The organism is Flectobacillus sp. BAB-3569, from assembly GCF_002270355.1.
GTDB lineage: Bacteria > Bacteroidota > Bacteroidia > Cytophagales > Spirosomataceae > Flectobacillus > Flectobacillus roseus.
In genome coordinates this window covers 255,669-272,691 of the sequence record NZ_NJFZ01000015.1, presented here as the reverse complement: position 1 = coordinate 272,691, position 17,023 = coordinate 255,669, and the positions used below count along the sequence as shown (strand labels likewise).

The following is a 17,023-nucleotide window of genomic DNA, read 5'->3' as shown; positions in this document are numbered from 1 at the left end:
ATAAACTATGTTATTTAATACTGTACATTTTTTAATCTTTTTTGTCATAGTTACGCTTGCGTACTTCAGCCTTGGTTGGTCAGGTAGATGGCGATTGCTTTTGTTGGCAAGTTGCTATTTCTACATGATATTCAAGCCTATCTATTTTCTGATATTGCTAAGTACCATCATCATTGATTACATTGCTGGGATACTTCTTGAAAATGAACAAAATGCTGTAAAACGAAAGCTTTTACTTGTCATAAGTCTGATTTCTAATATCGGTATTCTAGTTTATTTCAAGTATTTCAACTTCCTGAATGATAGCCTTACCGAAGTTTTGAGTTGGGCATCTATGACCAATCCTATCAAAGCTTTAGATATTTTGCTTCCTGTCGGCTTATCGTTTCATACCTTTCAGGCAATGAGCTACACCATAGAAGTGTACCGAGGAAATCATAAAGCTGAGCGCCATTTTGGTATTTATGCCTTATATGTGATGTTTTATCCTCAGCTAGTAGCAGGACCGATTGAGCGTCCACAAAATGTGCTTTATCAGTTTCATCAATTTCATCAATTCAATTGGGAAAAAGTAAAAAGTGGCTTATTCTTAATTGCTTTTGGACTTTTCAAAAAAGTAGTTATTGCTGATAGACTTGCCATGTTGGTTGATCATTGCTATAACCAACCCGAAAATAAAAATGGGCTTTCGCTCCTTCTAGCAACCTTCTTTTACACTTTTCAAATCTATTGCGATTTTTCTGGATACTCCGAAATTGCACTTGGAACAGCTCGTGTTATGGGATTTGAGCTCATGGAAAACTTTCATAGTCCCTATTTCTCAGGTTCTATTTCAGAGTTTTGGCGACGCTGGCATATCTCATTATCAACTTGGTTTAGAGACTATCTGTATATTCCTTTAGGTGGAAATCGTGTGTCAGAGTTCAGAAAATATTTAAACCAGTTTATTGTTTTTATGGTCAGTGGATTGTGGCATGGTGCTAACTGGACCTTTGTCATCTGGGGCTCGCTACATGGTTTCTATTTGATTGTTGCCATTTTCAGAAATAAATATTTACCTAGCTTAAAACTACCCCAAAACCTCTGGGGAAAAACACTTAATGTGTTCAGCACATTTTTCTTGGTGATGCTTGCATGGGTGTTTTTTAGAGCTAAAAATATACATGATGCTACTGTGATTTTGCATAAAATCAGCTTTACCTCTCTGACGGATACCTTGCAAAGTCCGCTAAATCAAGCTGAACTGGTTTTCTGTTTTATGCTTATTGGTTTATTGATGTTAAAAGACTGGAAGTTCTTTTATGTGGATACAAGCTCGAATAAGAAATTTTGGTTACTGACATGTGGTTTGGCATTTCTGACGTATTTCTTAGGCGTATTTGAAACCAATCAGTTTATCTATTTTCAGTTCTAGTTTTGAGGTAATAATTGAAAAATTTATGATTTTAAAAGTATTAAAATATAGCTGTTTATTCATCGCCATATTTTTATGGATTCAGGCTTACTCGCCTGTGGTATATCGCACCACAGGTCCTATGGGCTTTTTTCCAGACGATTATCGTAATGGCGATTTGTATCGTCTCTCCTATTTACCTGAGTTTAAAGACCCAGTTAAAACTTGCAAAGACTCAAAAGTATCTTCAAAAACAACTCAAAAGCCAGTGCATTTGTATATCCTTGGCGATAGCTTTACAGAACCTGCTCGTGTTGATTCTTCAATGCTCAAGGCAGATAAATATACCTACTTGCATTGGGCGAATAGTAGCCAAATTAAGTTGGACACCAACTATCATAATATTCTCATTCTTGAGTCTGTTGAACGTACGGCACGTGAGCATTTTAGTGAGAAAGTCGATAACTACCAAATTATTGGACATGATACTATTGCTGAAGTACAAGCCCCTCAACTTTCGTGGAAAAGACGTTTATTCCAAAAATCAGAAGAGTTTTTGACATGGCTCTTCCCGTCTCAGGTTGAGGAACGCTTGCAACATACGTTGTTTAATTATGATTTCTTTTTGACTATTCGAGAAGCCAAAGCATCTTTTAATGAAAAAGTATTTGGTCGTGTAGAATCGGGTGTGGTTTTATCGCCTGACAAACAAGCTTTGTTTTATAGAGACGAAGCAAAAGCAACAGAAAAAACCTCTTCCTTCTATCCTTTAGAAGCTCAGGAAGTAAACAAAATGGTAGAGGTAATCAATCGCTCTCTGACACATTATCAAAATGCAGGTTTCGACCACGTTGTTTTGGCCTTAATACCTAACAAAGTAAGCGTAACTAATCCAGAACTAGGCAGTTATAATCATTTGATTGAAAAAATACAGTATAACCCGAACTTGAAAGTACCCTATATTGAGATTTTCAGAGATTTTAATAACTTAGGAAAAATGTACTACCTCAAAGGAGATTCGCACTGGAATTGTGAAGGTAAAGCATTGTGGTTGAGCAAAGTAAATGCTATTCTCCAATAGTGTAAATATGTACTTTACCGCAAAAGATAATTAAAGGACATAAAAAAACCGTCCCAAAACGTATTTTGTGACGGTAGATATATGAAGTCTTAGGTTTAGGTTGATAGAAGCGTACTTCTATCAACCTTTTTGTATCAATCTATTCCACGATTACTTTACAGATACAAACCTAAAACCTTTTCCAAATGGTCGAGATAGTAAAATCTATCTTGGAGATTTTGATTATATAACTCTCAAACTGAGTGAGTTATTGTATTAGAATTTCATTAGGAAAATGCCCCTATTGATTACAATAGCACAATAAAGCTTTTCAAAATAGCACCCAAACGAACCGCTTCAAATATACGTTGCTCGCTAGCACCGTGACTTTTTACAGATGCTTCGTGAGAAGTAACACACATTTCACAACCGTTGATAGCTGAAATTACTAAGCTCAATAATTCAAAAAATTCTTTACCCAATACTGGATTCATCATGATTGACATACGAATACCTGCTGGGATATTATTGTATGACTCTTTGTCCATGAAGTGACGGAAACGGTAGAATACGTTGTTGGCGTTCATTAACGAAACACAACTTGCTACTTCCAACAACTCTTTTTCCTCTACACCTTTTGCTTTTGCCAACTCTTCCAAAGAAGCTACCAATAAAGAAGATTTTTCGTTGATTGCTACACCCAAAGCCAAAAGAACTGCATCTTTTTCAGACAAAGTAGATGCCTTCAACGAGTTACTTACGTTGATTTTAAGATCTTTGATATAACGGTGATCTGCCGAGTTTAATCTATCCAAAAACACAGAAGCTAAATCTGTAGGCAAGTTTAATTCTGCCAACAAGTTCTTTTTTGTTTCACTTGTAGTTCCAAACATGTTATGATGTTATTTATAAAATCCTGAAAGTCTTATTTGAAGAAAAGCTAACATAATCATGTTAGCCCAATGTATTATTTTAAAAACTTAAGTAATCGTGCAAAATTAAATCAAACGATTTTGCTTTTGGCTTTCAGCTATGGGCATTCAGTAAAGGTAGGCTTGTTTTTTAGAAACATTTTGCCTATTGCTTAAAGCCTAAAGCGAGTATAATTTTAGTGGTGGTAAAGCGAAACTTAGTGATATTTATCATTTGACATACCATAAATTGCTTCGCTCAAGTACCTTTGGGAAGGTATTTAGGAGAAATAGCATTGTTTGATTACTCAAACAATGCTAGATATTTATATCAACTAAACTGACAAAGTTTCTTCGCCAGCTTTCCAGTTACATGGGCAAAGTTCGTCTGTTTGAAGAGCATCCAATACACGGATTACTTCGTCTACGTTACGTCCTACTGACAAGTCGTTAGCACATACCCAACGAATAACACCTTGTGGATCAACGATATAAGTTACACGGTAAGCGATTTTCTCGTTAGCTTCCAAAATACCTAATTCTTCAGCCAAAGATTTAGAGGTATCAGCCAACATTGGGAATTTCAAACCACGAAGATCATCATGGTTGTTTCTCCATGCCAAATGAACAAATTCAGAGTCAGTTGAAGCACCGATCAAAATTGCATCACGGTCAGCAAAGTCTTCAGATTTAGCGTTGAATGCAGCGATTTCAGTTGGACAAACAAAAGTAAAATCTTTTGGCCACCAGAACATTACCATCCATTTACCTGCGTTGATATGGTCTTCAGAAGTGATATCATAGAATTCTTTACCTTTTTCTAAAGATACAACTGCAGATTTTTTGAAAGCTGGGAATTGAGCACCTAAACCTAACATTTTAGACATTTTTTTTGTAAATTTATGATTGAATAAATATTAAAATTGTACAATTCAAATATATAATTTCACTACTAATACTGAATATCGTATTTGAAAAGTATTATTTTCGTTTTGATGATACAAAGGTCATCACAAAACTTTCTCGATACAAATTGATATTATTTATAACCCTATAAAGATTATCAATACTAACTTTTAAAACTATGACAATCACTCAGTTAGAATACATTATTGCGGTCGAAAATCTTCGAAATTTTGTACAAGCTGCCGAAAGCTGTTTTGTTACCCAACCCACGCTGAGTATGCAAATACAAAAACTGGAAGATGAACTAGGAGTGAAAATTTTTGACCGTAGTAGACAACCTGTGGTGACAACTCAGATTGGTGCCGAAATAATCCAACAAGCCCGTATCACAGTAGCCGAATTTAGTAAAATCAAAGAGGTCGTTAATTCTGGCAAAAACGAGGTTTCTGGAGAAATTCGCTTAGGTGTAATTCCCACCATTGCTCCTTATTTATTACCCTTATTTTTGTCTAGTTTCTTGGAAGAATACCCTAAACTGGAGCTTAAAATTAAGGAGTTAACCACTGAACGAATTATTCAAGGACTCAAAAATGATGATTTGGATATTGGGTTATTAGCGACACCACTCCAACAGCCCAATATTATAGAGCACCATATTTTTTATGAGGAACTAGTCTTATATGTATCAAAGCAAAATGCTTTGTACCAAAAAGAATACGCCCTTTCTGAAGATATTGATCCGAAAGAATTATGGCTTTTGGAAGAAGGGCACTGCCTCCGCTCACAAATTGAAAATCTTTGTGAGTTAAAACGTAAAACAATTGGTTTTGGACAGTTTGAATACCAAGCAGGAAGCTTAGAAACACTTCGTAAAATGGTAGAAAGAAATCAAGGAATAACGATATTACCAGAACTTGCAACGCTAGATTTTGAGGAAAAACATAAAGGTCTCATCCGACAATTTGCTAGTCCTGCTCCTGTGCGTGAGGTGAGTTTGGTAGCACATAAAAACTTCGCCAAAACTGCCGTTTTGAACGCCCTGAAAAAAAGTATTTTGGCATCATTGCCAGAATCAATCAAAAATACCAAACCTCGTTCGGTCATTCAGATTAAACAGTAAGGATATTTTCACTTTCTGTTATTGAGTGAGTTGTGAGCGAATTGTAATTGAGTGAATGAGTGCTTGAGCGAATGAGTGATTATGTGAAAATTTGTATTCCATCAGTAGAGACGCAATGATTGCGTCTCATGCCATTCATATCTAGCATAGTAGCATCAAAAAGCGGTCGAAAAACATTTATCGACCGCTTTTTTGATAAAAACGTGGAGAATAATCCAATCCTAAAAATTCGGGATGACTCATGTTTGATGTTAAATCATATTAAAAAATAATCGCTAAATCACTCATTCATTCAATCACAAATTATTATCCCATCAGCCGAGGAAGCAGGACGGCTAAATGGATTTTTGGAGACATATTGCCAGTTGAAACTTATAATAGCTTTAATACAAAATGAAAAAAATACTGCTTGCCTTGGCATGTTCACTGGTGGGATTGAGTTCAATCAATGCTCAAAAAAACACTACGCAATTGTTTCCTGATGGCACTCCTATTTCGAGCTGGTTTACTGTTAATAAAAAAATCACTTTACCACAACTTGGAAAAGCTTACGTTATTACCGATTATGGCGTCAAAAACGATAGCACTTTAGTACAAACAGAAGCCATCCAGAAAGTTATTGACACAGCAACTGAAAAGGGTGGTGTCATTGTCATTCCCAAAGGTACTTTTTTGAGTGGTGCGCTTTTTTTCAAACCCAAAACACATCTACATGTGATAGAAGGGGGTAAATTGAAAGGCTCTGATAACATTGAAGATTATCCCAAACTACCTTCACGTATGGAAGGACAAAGCCTAGATTATTTCACGGCTTTGGTAAATGCTTATCAAGTAGATGGTTTTACCATTTCGGGTAAAGGCACTATTGATGGAAATGGCTTAAAATATTGGCAGGCGTTTTGGCAAAGAAGAAAGGAGAACCCTAACTGTACCAATTTAGAGGTTTCTCGTCCTCGATTGGTTTTTATTTGGAAATCAAATAACGTACAGATTCAAGATGTAAAATTGCATAACTCAGGTTTCTGGACAACTCATTTATATCAGTGTAATAACGTAAAGATCTTGGATGCACACATTTTCTCACCAGAAAAACCAGTAAAAGCCCCAAGTACCGACGCCATTGACATAGATGCCTGTATCAATGTTTTGGTCAAAGGCTGTTATCTCTCTGTAAATGACGATGCTATTGCACTAAAAGGTGGCAAAGGTCCTTGGGCAGATAAAGTGCCAAATAATGGTGCCAACAAAAATATCATTATCGAAGATTGTGAATTTGGTTTTTGCCATTCTGCCCTTACCTGCGGTAGTGAGGCCATACACAACCGCAATATCATCATGCGCAACTGCTATGTAAATGAAGCAACCAGAGTTTTATGGCTCAAAATGCGTCCTGATACGCCACAATTATATGAGTATATTTTGGTTGAAAATGTCAAAGGAAATTCTCATAGTTTATTGTTTGTTAAACCTTGGAAGCAATTTTTTGACTTACAGGGACGTAAAGATGTGCCACTCTCCTATTCAGATCATGTTACTCTGAGAAATATTGAAGTAAAATGTGATATATTCTACGATGTAGCCGTGTCGGAATACGATAAACTTTCCAATTTTACTTTTGAAAACTTTAAAGTAGAAAGTAAAAACCCTGTTTTCGACAAATCAGTAGTAAAAGGGTTTACGTTGAAAAATGTAGTAGTGAATGGTGCGGCGATTAAGTAATTTCTTCTAGTATCACATAAAAATCCCTTTGTGATGGTTTAAATGCCAAACAAAGGGATTTTTTATATTTACCGATTATCATATTTATCATGGATTCTTCAAATTGCAAGTGTTAATTTGCGTGAAATCAATTTTCTACAATAAATCCCAATTTTTATGCTTTACCTATTTTGGGGACTTTTGAATCTCGTGCTTATTGTCCTCTATCTAAGATTACTTTTCTTCTCCCTCCGTAACATTTCACGGAAAAATGGCATACTAGCAGCCGTTTTAGTCTTTATGCTTTTCCCAGGCACATTGAGCCAAGCAGGTACAAAAAAGGCTCCTCCTCAATATTTTGAGATGGCAAAAGGTCATGATCCCAGCCGAATGTTTACTACCGTTTTCTCTGTGGAAGACTACAAACTTTTCAAAAAAGAAGTGATTCTTTACTATGAAAAGCATCAAAAAATCGAAGTCTTAGCTATGCAAGGCATGGAGTCAGGGTGGAATATGGGCGTTCGTTGGCAACCCACTAGTATCACTGCGTACCAAGATACTAAAAGCCAAAAAGTTAATTACGCCATTTCAGCAAAGGTAGACTGGACGATTCTTTCTATTCCTATTTTTACAACGAGTGAAACGATAAAGGGAAAATTTCAAATCAAATAAAACCCAAAATCGATCAGAAGGAATAGCTTTATTTTTACATATTTTAAAATTTCAAAAACAAACACCTACGAAATATTCGTAGGTGTTTGTTTTTTTATACCTTTGTAACAATCAAACTTTAACATAATGGAAAAATTAACACCTTCCGAAGAGGAAGCTATGCTGGTGATTTGGAGTAAAAAAGGAGGTTTTGTCAAAGATATTTTAGAAGGTCTTTCAGGTGAAAAACCTCCCTATACTACCCTCGCTTCCACAGTAAAAAATTTGGAGAAAAAAGGATTTGTCAAGGCAGTAAAATATGCGAATGCCTTTCGTTACGAACCTGCAATTCCACAAGAAAGCTACAAGCGCGAGCACGTAGGAAATGTTGTGTCTGGTTATTTCAAAAACTCATACAAAGAATTAGTAAGCTTTTTTGCTCAAGAGGAAAAAATTACACCAGATGATTTGCAAGAAATTTTGAACATGATTCAAAACGGCAAATCTTAATTTTTCAATTTCTCAACATCCTATTTTTCCTCTTTTCGCCTTTTAAAATTATTTTAAAAAAATATCTACGAAAATTTCGTAGATATTCGATTTCTTCGTATGTTTGTATTGTAAGGCAAACATACACCTGATAATTATGAAAATTTAACAGCTATTCAAAACTAGAAAAGCTTATGAATCAGACGCTTATCATGGTGGTACAAATGCAACTATCATTAGCCTTATTCTATTTGGGATATCGTTTTTTACTACGTCCATTAACTTTTTATACCTACAATCGGTGGTATTTTTTGTTGACGACCCTGTATTCATTGATAGCTCCAATCCTGTTACATAATCGTTCGATTGTGCCACAAATTACCGTACCAGCCAATAATTTGGTGTTGTATTTACCTGTGATTCAGGAAAAACAATTTGATTATTCGTGGGTACAGATATTCTATGGACTTGTAGTAATGAGTCTTTTATTGAAGATAGTATTGTCTGTTTTACAGATTCAAAAAATCAAAAAAACAGCAACGGTATATGATTGGGAAAGTATTCGTTTTTGGCATAGTGATCAAATAGATAGTGCTTTTTCGTTCTGGAATGATATTTTTTGTAATCTCCAAAAACATGAAATAAAAGACCTACCTGCCATCTTGACGCACGAGGCTATACATGTAGAGAAAAAACATACACTAGACGTATTATTATTTGAAATCCTATCAGTGATTTTTTGGTTTAATCCCGCGGTATGGCTTCTCAAACGTGGCGTCAAAGAAAACATTGAGTATCAAACAGACAGTCTGGTCGTAGGCTCTGGGCAAGACAAAAAGCAGTACCAAATGCAATTGCTCTACGTAGCCATGGGACAAAATTCTATACCTCTTTCAAATTCATTTAATGTACAAGAACTAAAACACCGTATTTCAATGATGAACAAAAAATCCTCCAGCAACAAAGATTTGAGAAGGTACTTTTTATTGGCGCCTATCCTACTTACCAGTCTAACTGCCTTTACTGTAACTCAAACCACAAAAGGTTCTGAACAGATTATCGAAAAAACGACAAGTGCTATCGATGACTATTTGAAAGAACAAATACAGGCAGTGAAAGTCGAAAATCCCAAAGCAGAAAAACTGCCTTTGATCCAATTAAGTGAAGTAGTCGTTGTAGGAACGCCTTACAAAGGTGATTCTGTCAAGGTTAAAGACAAAGGTACCCTAGTTACGATTAAACTTACAGGAATGGGGAATGCGAAGATTGACTCTTCTACAAAATTCATAGCGGTAAAAGATATGCTTTTGGTAAAAAATGAAGACAATGTTTTCACCGCTGTGAATGATTCTACCTCTAAGATCAATATGAGAGCCACTTCGCCTATGACCGCACCGCTGTGCATTGTCAATGGAAAAGAAGTTTCGTATGGGACAGGAGGTTTAACTGGAATCGACCCTAATACCATAGAATCGATAAGCGTTTGGAAAGATAAAAAAGCCATAGAACTTTACGGCGAAAAAGGACGCAATGGGGTGATTGTTGTCACACTCAAGAAATAACATTCTCTAAACCTACACAAAAATCCTTCGACTAAATAGTCGAGGGATTTTTGTTTTTAGGGCTTTTCTATCTCAAAATTAACCGCCAATATTCTTATTTTAGCCGTATTTGAAATACTTCTCAAAAACACAGTGCCATATAACGCAAAATCGACACCAATTCGGTAATTTGTTTCGTTAAGCCAAATCAAGCTTGTACTTTTGTCATCATTAAACCTTTTTGTTTTAAAAATCTTACCCTCCGCCTGCGGTTAAGATTTTTGATTTCGCTCATTATTTTTACATGAAAAAACTCCTTTTTTGCTTGTTATTTATGGCCAGTTTTGGCGTAAATGCACAGCTACTCGTCAACAAACCCACTTTTACTCACGATGATACCCTTCGTGGCTCGATTACCAAAGAGCGTATTTGGTGGGACTTAAAACATTATGCTTTACATGTGAGTGTACAGCCAAAAGACAGTACTTTTAGCGGTTTTAATACCATTACTTATCAAGTATTGCAGCCATCACAAGTTTTACAAGTAGATTTACAACAACCTTTAATCATTAGCAAAATTGTGCAGGATGGGGTAAATCTCAAGTTCAAAAGAGATGGAAACGCCTTTTTTGTGACACTACAAAAACCTCAAAAAGTAGGCAAAACTGAAAGTTTGACAGTGTACTATCAGGGAAAACCAAGAGTTGCCAAGCGTGCACCTTGGGATGGTGGTATATCTTGGAGCAAAGACAAAGACGGTAAATTGTTCATGGCAACCTCTTGTCAAGGACTTGGTGCGTCTGTATGGTGGCCGTGTAAAGACCACATGTACGACGAACCCGATAGTATGAGTATTGCTGTGACGGTTCCGAAAGGTCTAATGGATGTTTCAAACGGTCGTTTGAGAAGTGTGAAAGAAAATAGCGACAATACTACCACATTTGTGTGGGCTGTGGTAAATCCAATTAATAACTATGGTGTAAATCTAAACATTGCGAACTATTACAGAATTACGGATAAGTATTTTGGAGAAAAAGGCCCGCTAGATCTAAACTATTATGTTCTTCCTGAAAACTATCAAAAAGCCATGACGCATTTCAATCAGGCCAAAGATATGCTTAAGGCTTTTGAACACTGGTTTGGGCCATATCCGTTTTATGAAGATGGCTACAAGTTGGTAGAAGTACCGTATTTGGGAATGGAACATCAGAGTTCAGTAACATACGGAAATGGCTATCAAAATGGCTATCGTGGTCGTGATTTGTCGGGCACAGGCTGGGGAACTAAATGGGACTTTATCATTGTACATGAGTCTGGACATGAGTGGTTTGCCAACAATATTACTTACAAGGATATAGCAGACATGTGGATTCATGAGAGTTTTACCAACTATTCAGAAAACCTATTTACTGAGTATCATTTCGGAAAAGAAGCTGGACACGCATACGTACTAGGAACTCGTAAACTCATCAGTAATGACCGCCCAATTATCGGCGTTTATAATGTCAATCATGAAGGTTCGGGAGATATGTACTACAAAGGTGGCAATATGCTTCACACGATTCGTTACATTATTGATAATGATGAAAAATGGAGAAATATTCTGCGTGGAATGAACCAAGTATTTTATCATAAAACCGTTACAACCGAAGAAATCGAAAATTTCTTATCACAACAAAGTGGGGTTAGTTTGAGTAAAGTTTTTGATCAGTATCTTAGAACAGTACAAATTCCTACCATAGAATATAAAGTATCAGGAAACAAGTTAGAATACCGTTGGACTACCTGTATCGATGGTTTTGATATGCCAGTGAGATTTAAAAAAGCAGATAATACTTATCTAAAAGTAAAGCCTAGTATGCAATGGCAAACTGTAGAAGACAGTAATTTAAGCAACTTAACTGTTGATGAGAATTTTTATATAAACTCTAAAAATCTTAATAAATAGTCAAAAAAACTGCGTTAGAGATATCTTTAACGCAGTTTTTATGTTTTACCCTATAAAAAATTCACCTCTAATAATCCTCATCGAAGTGGATATTCCTACATGAGTGTAATATATCTTGAGTTATTCCATGTAGATACATATTTTTGTACTTCCGATATTTCCTATCAATACTTTATACTTAATAAATTATCTTACGACGCCCTGATTTGGACAAACCTTACTACCGCTAAGAGTTTATCGAATCTTCTTTTTGTACATTCTAGAACCAACTTACATCCTTACATTTAGGTTCGAGGATTACAGCTCTATTCATCCTTTTATTAAACAACCAATGAAAAACATCTTTACTAAAAGCATCCTTGCTTTGGGATTGATGCTATGCGCTTTTGCGTCATTTGCTCAAACCAAAATCACAGGTAAAGTAACCGATGCATCCACTAATGAAGTAATGGCAGGCGTAAACATTATGATTAGAGGAAAAGTGACGGGTACAACTACCAACCTTGATGGAACATTTACACTTTATACCCACGCTCCTCTACCTTTCAAACTAGCTATTTCTTTCGTGGGCTACAAAACCCAAGAAATTGCCATAACTGATTCTCAAGCGAAATTAGATATCGCTATGACAGAACAAGTTACCCAAGGAGAAGAGGTGGTTGTATCGGCTGCCCGGGTGGAGGAAAGTGTAATGAAGTCACCTGTAACTATTGAAAAAATTGACATTCGTTCGATTCAATCTAATCCTTCATTCAACTTTTTAGAAAGTTTGAAATACCTCAAAGGGATTGATTATACAACGCAATCTATGTCTTTCACCTCTATCAACGCTCGTGGTTTCAACGCCAATGGAAACAACCGACTAGTACAATTGGTAGATGGTATGGATAATCAAGCTCCTGGTACCAACTTCTCTGTTGGTACGATTGTAGTAACCTCTGATATTGACCTAGCAAGTGCCGAATTTTTGCCTGGGGCAGCCTCTGCGCTTTATGGACCAAATGCACTCAATGGTATTTTGTTGATGAATACCAAAAGTCCATTTTTATACAAAGGCTTAAGTGCCAACCTCAAAACGGGTATCATGCACGAGCGCAACCGCAGTCAACCCAACAGTTCATTCTATGATTTCAGTATGCGTTGGGCACAATCGTTCAATGATAAATTTGCAATGAAAGTTAACTTCTGGTACATCGGTGTGCCAAGAGACTGGGCCGTAAGTAATACCTTGAATATGAATGATGGTTTGACGGGTAAAACGAACCGTATGACAGATCCAAACTACAATGGTGTCAATGTATATGGAGATGAAATTTCACAAGATTTGCGTTCAATAGCAGATAAAATGGTAGCGGCAAACCTTCTTCCAGCTTCTTCAGCGTCTTTGATTCCATATGGTACTTTGGTGAGTCGTACAGGATATAATGAATTAGATTTGGTTAAACCTGAAGCCAAAAACATTCGTACTAGCGTGGCTCTACATTATCGTTTAACTGAAAATATTGAAGCGATTGGGCAGTTTATGTACGGCACAGGTACATCAGTTTATATGGGTACGGATAGATACTCTCTTAATAACTTCTCAGGAATTCAAGCTAAACTCGAATTGAAAGGTTCTAACTTTTATGTTCGTGGATATACTACACAAGAACGTTCAGGTGATACTTTCGCAACGGGTGTATTGGCTCAGTTACTGAATGAAAGTTGGGGAGGAGGAAGTGCTACTTGGTATCCAACATACGTGGGTGCTTACTTAAATGCCTTGCAGTCTGGCAGTATAGGAATCAATGCCCACAACGTTGCACGTGGGATAGCTGATGCTGGTCGCCCTGTAGCTGGCTCTGCTGTTTTCAATGCTTTGACTAGGGATATCAAAAATGTAAATATTGCAGCAACTGACAACGCTTCCTATCCTTATGGCGGAGCACACCTTTTCGATAAAACAAATATGTATCAGTTGGAAGGTATGTACAACTTCAAAAATGAGATTAAGTTTGCTGAGGTAATTGTAGGAAGTAACTACCGTATGTACGACCTAAACTCTGGGGGTACATTCTATCCTGATAAAGATGGAAAAGGGATTCAAGTAAATGAGTGGGGTGCATACTTACAAGCAACGAAATCGTTTTTCGACGAGAAATTGAAAATCGTAGCTTCAAGTCGTTATGATAAAAACCAAAATTTCGAAGGACAATTTTCTCCACGTGTAGCTGCAGTAGTTTCTCCTTGGAAAGAGCATTCTTTCAGAGTATCGTACCAAACAGGTTTTAGAATTCCTACTATTCAGTCGCAGTATGTAGACATCAAAGCACCTCAAGCGATTGTTATTGGTGGTTTGGGTAACTATGCGACCAAATATGGTCTCAATTCAACAACAAATCCTGCATACACTGTAGCTACAGTTAGAGCTTTGGGCACTCAAATTCAGGAAAGAGCTACCGCTTTAGCGCCAAGTATTGCTACAGGATTGCAAGCAGAAGCGCAAGCCAATCCTCAAGCATTTGCCAATAAATATGGCGTAGCACCATCGGCAGCGTCGATCGCTGATTTGACTACTAAACTAGCAACTCAACAAGGAACTCAAGCGGCTTTGGCTTCGGGTGTATTAAAACCTTATGAGTTTAAGCCTTACAAGCCAGAAATTGTACAATCTTATGAAATTGGGTATCGTGGTTTGATTGCTAATGCTTTGTATATCGATGCAAGTTATTATTACAACCAATTCAAGAATTTTGCCTATCAAGAAACCTTGATGCAGTCTACTACAGGAACGCCACTTGGTTTACTAAGCGAAGGTACTCGTCAAATTTACTCGATGCCTGCCTCTTCACAAGGTAAAGCAGTGACTGAAGGTTTTGCGGCTGGTGTAGATTATCGTTTGCCAAAAGGTTTTTTAATTGGAGGTAACGTTTCTTATAACTCTTTGAAAGAATTTGACCAAAATATTATTAACCAAGGAGGTACTGCTGCATTCAATACACCAAAATTCAAGTATTCTGCTTCAATTGCTAACCGTGAACTTGGCAAATCTGGCATTGGTTTCAACGTAATTTGGCGTTATCAAGATGCCTTTTTGTGGCAATCAGGCATAGTAGCAGGATATGATTCAAATGCTACCATTGTTCCAGCTATTTCTACTTTTGATGCACAGATTTCTAAGAAAATTTCTAGCTTAAAGTCTATTCTAAAACTAGGGGCAACGAATATTCTAGGAAAATCATACTTCACAGCTTATGGTAATCCAAATGTAGGCTCGACCTACTTCTTGTCATTAACATTTGATGAGTTGACAAAATAAACACTTTTTACAAACTAACACATCTATTCGGGTAAGGGAGAAATCTTTTACCCGTTTTTTGTTCATGAGTTTCTATTTTGAGTATATAATCCTTTCTTGAACCCTATAGTTAAAACACTTAATAATCGGTAATTCCATCATTCAGCATAAACGGCTGTTCTCAATGTTAAATTTTTAATGAAAACACTTACCTTATTACAACCTGAATCTTTTGCGTATTCTGATACAGAAAAACCTTCTTCTCTCCTTCCTAATGAAGTTTTAGTAAAAGTCCATAAAATAGGAATTTGTGGGACTGACTATCATGCTTTTTGGGGTAGACAACCCTTTTTTCAATATCCTCGTATTTTGGGACATGAATTGGGCGTCGAGGTTGTAGCCATTGGGTCGGAAGTGACAGAAGTAACAATCGGGCAAAAATGTGCGGTAGAACCCTATCTAAATTGTGGTAAATGCTGGGCTTGTGAACGTGATTTGGGCAATTGCTGCGAAAACCTTCAGGTGATGGGCGTACATACCGATGGTGGTATGCGTGAATACATCAAAGTGCCTGCACACAAACTTCATGTTTCTGATAAACTGAATTATGAGCAGTTGGCATTGGTTGAAACCCTTGGTATTGGTGCACATGCAGTCGAAAGAGCCAATGTGCAATCCAACGACTTGGTGTTGGTAGTCGGCGCAGGTCCAATTGGTTTATCAGTACTTGAGTTTGTCAAACTTCGTGGTGCTAAAGTAGCCGTAGTTGACAGAAACACGCAGCGATTAGATTTTTGTTTAGAACATAAAAAAGCGGATGCTAGTATCGTTGCCAATGACCAAACAGTAGAACAAATTTTGGAAGTATTTGGAGGTAAAATGCCGACAGTAGTTTTAGATGCTACAGGAAGTCCTGCTTCTATGCACCAATCATTCAATTATTTGGCAGCAGGTGGACGATTGGTTTTTGTAGGATTATATCAAGGTGACTATCAGTTCAACGACCCAAGTTTTCATAAAAGAGAATTGACCATCATGGGTAGTCGTAATAGTAAACCTAATAACTTCAAAGAAATTATTGCTGCCATGGAAACTGGCGAATTATCGGTTGATAGCTGGATTTCACACCGTATTACCTTTGAAGAAGTAGCAGAACAATTACCGAAATTATATACAGAACCTTCGCTAGTCAAAGCTATTATTTCTTGGGAGTAAAATATTCATATTTCGGATAAGTAGGGAAACGTTATTAGTTAACAGTATATTGGTTATTTGAAAATATTCATAATCAAAAGATTAAAACAAATTTTGCCTCAGATATACTATTAATTTAATCTTTCCTATTAATTAAGACATCCATTTAAGAAATATTGTTAATGGGTTTTGCGTGTTGAGTAAGTCAAGACGTAGATATTTGAGACATCCTTTAAGCAATTTAATACTTATGTTATCAAACTTTACCCTTGCGCAAAGCCCTAAACAACGGAATTTTTCGTCTAATCAATTACCTCAAGACCATCATAAATCGGGAAGTACTCATCAGTACTAAGTATAGGCATTTTTCTACCAAAGATTGTGAGATAATCAGTAAATCGAATGGGTCTCCATGAGGTTTTAGACTACCTTGCTTAGGATAAATTTTAGGTATCTCTGTAATTTTCGCTATATGCTCTTCTTTTACAGATAAGATGTTTATTCCTAAGTCTTTAATTTTATTTAGGGCATCATCTATAGAATATTCGATTGGCGAGTTACCTTTTCTAATTTTAACTGCCATTTCATGAAAGCTTGAAATACTTGCCCAAAGAGTGGATTTTGAGGATAATATATCCTTTTGAGATTTTGAAAGTCTAGAACTATCATTATTCAGAATAAAAATAATAATGTTTGTATCTAATAGGTAAGCCATTTACTGTTTTTGTAGCTTCTGTAAATTCTGTTGATGTATTTTTTTAAGCCTTTCGGTATTCTTTTTTCTCTCCTCAGGTGTATGGAGTTCATGCTCTTCCAATAGCCCCTTGTAAGGACT

General features: G+C 36.5%; 13 protein-coding genes. 10 read left to right on the top strand and 3 right to left on the bottom strand.

Features of this window, described 5'->3' with window-relative positions; genetic code table 11:
* The first annotated feature begins 7 nt into the window (after positions 1-7).
* Entirely contained in the window at positions 8-1,414 is a 1,407-nt protein-coding gene (locus BWI92_RS15130) for an MBOAT family protein (protein WP_095164095.1), read from the top strand.
* Positions 1,415-1,439: 25 nt separating this feature from the next.
* The gene (locus BWI92_RS15125; RefSeq protein WP_095164094.1) at positions 1,440-2,474 is read left to right on the top strand and encodes a hypothetical protein; all 1,035 of its coding nucleotides are present in this window, start codon (positions 1,440-1,442) and stop codon (positions 2,472-2,474) included.
* A 287-nt stretch (positions 2,475-2,761) separates the two neighbouring features.
* On the opposite strand, the gene BWI92_RS15120 is transcribed toward BWI92_RS15125, so the two are convergent.
* Together BWI92_RS15120 and BWI92_RS15115 are read right to left on the bottom strand one after the other, a co-directional pair.
* Positions 2,762-3,346 (bottom strand): carboxymuconolactone decarboxylase family protein, encoded by a 585-nt coding sequence (locus BWI92_RS15120; protein ID WP_095164093.1) that lies wholly within the window; start codon positions 3,344-3,346, stop codon positions 2,762-2,764.
* Between the two features lie 353 nt (positions 3,347-3,699).
* Positions 3,700-4,242 (bottom strand): peroxiredoxin, encoded by a 543-nt coding sequence (locus BWI92_RS15115; protein ID WP_205690763.1) that lies wholly within the window; start codon positions 4,240-4,242, stop codon positions 3,700-3,702.
* Positions 4,243-4,448: 206 nt separating this feature from the next.
* Here BWI92_RS15115 and BWI92_RS15110 point away from each other — a divergent pair, with 206 nt between their 5' ends.
* The 8 genes from BWI92_RS15110 to BWI92_RS15075 all read left to right on the top strand — a co-directional run bounded on the left by BWI92_RS15110 (position 4,449) and on the right by BWI92_RS15075 (position 16,209).
* Complete coding sequence (locus tag BWI92_RS15110; RefSeq protein WP_095164091.1) at positions 4,449-5,390, top strand: hydrogen peroxide-inducible genes activator; 942 nt, start codon at positions 4,449-4,451, stop codon at positions 5,388-5,390.
* 393 nt (positions 5,391-5,783) lie between these two features.
* Positions 5,784-7,109 (top strand): glycoside hydrolase family 28 protein, encoded by a 1,326-nt coding sequence (locus BWI92_RS15105; RefSeq protein ID WP_095164090.1) that lies wholly within the window; start codon positions 5,784-5,786, stop codon positions 7,107-7,109.
* A 156-nt stretch (positions 7,110-7,265) separates the two neighbouring features.
* A complete protein-coding gene (locus BWI92_RS15100) occupies positions 7,266-7,760 on the top strand; it encodes a hypothetical protein (protein ID WP_141234795.1) in 495 nt (164 codons plus the stop codon).
* A gap of 126 nt (positions 7,761-7,886) precedes the next feature.
* Complete coding sequence (locus BWI92_RS15095) at positions 7,887-8,249, top strand: BlaI/MecI/CopY family transcriptional regulator (protein WP_095164088.1); 363 nt, start codon at positions 7,887-7,889, stop codon at positions 8,247-8,249.
* A 173-nt stretch (positions 8,250-8,422) separates the two neighbouring features.
* Positions 8,423-9,790 carry a M56 family metallopeptidase gene (locus tag BWI92_RS15090; protein ID WP_095164087.1) on the top strand — a complete coding sequence of 456 codons (1,368 nt, stop codon included), beginning with the start codon at positions 8,423-8,425 and terminating at the stop codon, positions 9,788-9,790.
* A gap of 283 nt (positions 9,791-10,073) precedes the next feature.
* The gene (locus tag BWI92_RS15085) at positions 10,074-11,717 is read left to right on the top strand and encodes a M1 family metallopeptidase (RefSeq protein ID WP_095164086.1); all 1,644 of its coding nucleotides are present in this window, start codon (positions 10,074-10,076) and stop codon (positions 11,715-11,717) included.
* Positions 11,718-12,048: 331 nt separating this feature from the next.
* Positions 12,049-15,015, top strand: a complete 2,967-nt coding sequence (locus tag BWI92_RS15080; protein WP_095164085.1) for a TonB-dependent receptor — start codon at positions 12,049-12,051, stop codon at positions 15,013-15,015.
* A gap of 177 nt (positions 15,016-15,192) precedes the next feature.
* Positions 15,193-16,209 (top strand): zinc-binding alcohol dehydrogenase family protein, encoded by a 1,017-nt coding sequence (locus BWI92_RS15075; RefSeq protein ID WP_095164084.1) that lies wholly within the window; start codon positions 15,193-15,195, stop codon positions 16,207-16,209.
* A gap of 289 nt (positions 16,210-16,498) precedes the next feature.
* On the opposite strand, the gene BWI92_RS15070 is transcribed toward BWI92_RS15075, so the two are convergent.
* The gene (locus BWI92_RS15070) at positions 16,499-16,903 is read right to left on the bottom strand and encodes a type II toxin-antitoxin system VapC family toxin (protein WP_095164083.1); all 405 of its coding nucleotides are present in this window, start codon (positions 16,901-16,903) and stop codon (positions 16,499-16,501) included.
* Positions 16,904-17,023 lie beyond the last annotated feature (120 nt).

Bases quoted from the DNA above. Each gene is read 5' to 3' on its own strand.
- BWI92_RS15070 (WP_095164083.1), bottom strand. From the start codon at position 16,903: ATGGCTTACCTATTAGATACAAACATTATTATTTTTATTCTGAATAAT.
- BWI92_RS15090 (WP_095164087.1), top strand. From the start codon at position 8,423: ATGAATCAGACGCTTATCATGGTGGTACAAATGCAACTATCATTAGCC.
- BWI92_RS15100 (WP_141234795.1), top strand. From the start codon at position 7,266: ATGCTTTACCTATTTTGGGGACTTTTGAATCTCGTGCTTATTGTCCTC.
- BWI92_RS15080 (WP_095164085.1), top strand. From the start codon at position 12,049: ATGAAAAACATCTTTACTAAAAGCATCCTTGCTTTGGGATTGATGCTA.
- BWI92_RS15085 (WP_095164086.1), top strand. From the start codon at position 10,074: ATGAAAAAACTCCTTTTTTGCTTGTTATTTATGGCCAGTTTTGGCGTA.
- BWI92_RS15105 (WP_095164090.1), top strand. From the start codon at position 5,784: ATGAAAAAAATACTGCTTGCCTTGGCATGTTCACTGGTGGGATTGAGT.
- BWI92_RS15130 (WP_095164095.1), top strand. From the start codon at position 8: ATGTTATTTAATACTGTACATTTTTTAATCTTTTTTGTCATAGTTACG.
- BWI92_RS15125 (WP_095164094.1), top strand. From the start codon at position 1,440: ATGATTTTAAAAGTATTAAAATATAGCTGTTTATTCATCGCCATATTT.
- BWI92_RS15075 (WP_095164084.1), top strand. From the start codon at position 15,193: ATGAAAACACTTACCTTATTACAACCTGAATCTTTTGCGTATTCTGAT.
- BWI92_RS15110 (WP_095164091.1), top strand. From the start codon at position 4,449: ATGACAATCACTCAGTTAGAATACATTATTGCGGTCGAAAATCTTCGA.
- BWI92_RS15120 (WP_095164093.1), bottom strand. From the start codon at position 3,346: ATGTTTGGAACTACAAGTGAAACAAAAAAGAACTTGTTGGCAGAATTA.
- BWI92_RS15115 (WP_205690763.1), bottom strand. From the start codon at position 4,242: ATGTTAGGTTTAGGTGCTCAATTCCCAGCTTTCAAAAAATCTGCAGTT.
- BWI92_RS15095 (WP_095164088.1), top strand. From the start codon at position 7,887: ATGGAAAAATTAACACCTTCCGAAGAGGAAGCTATGCTGGTGATTTGG.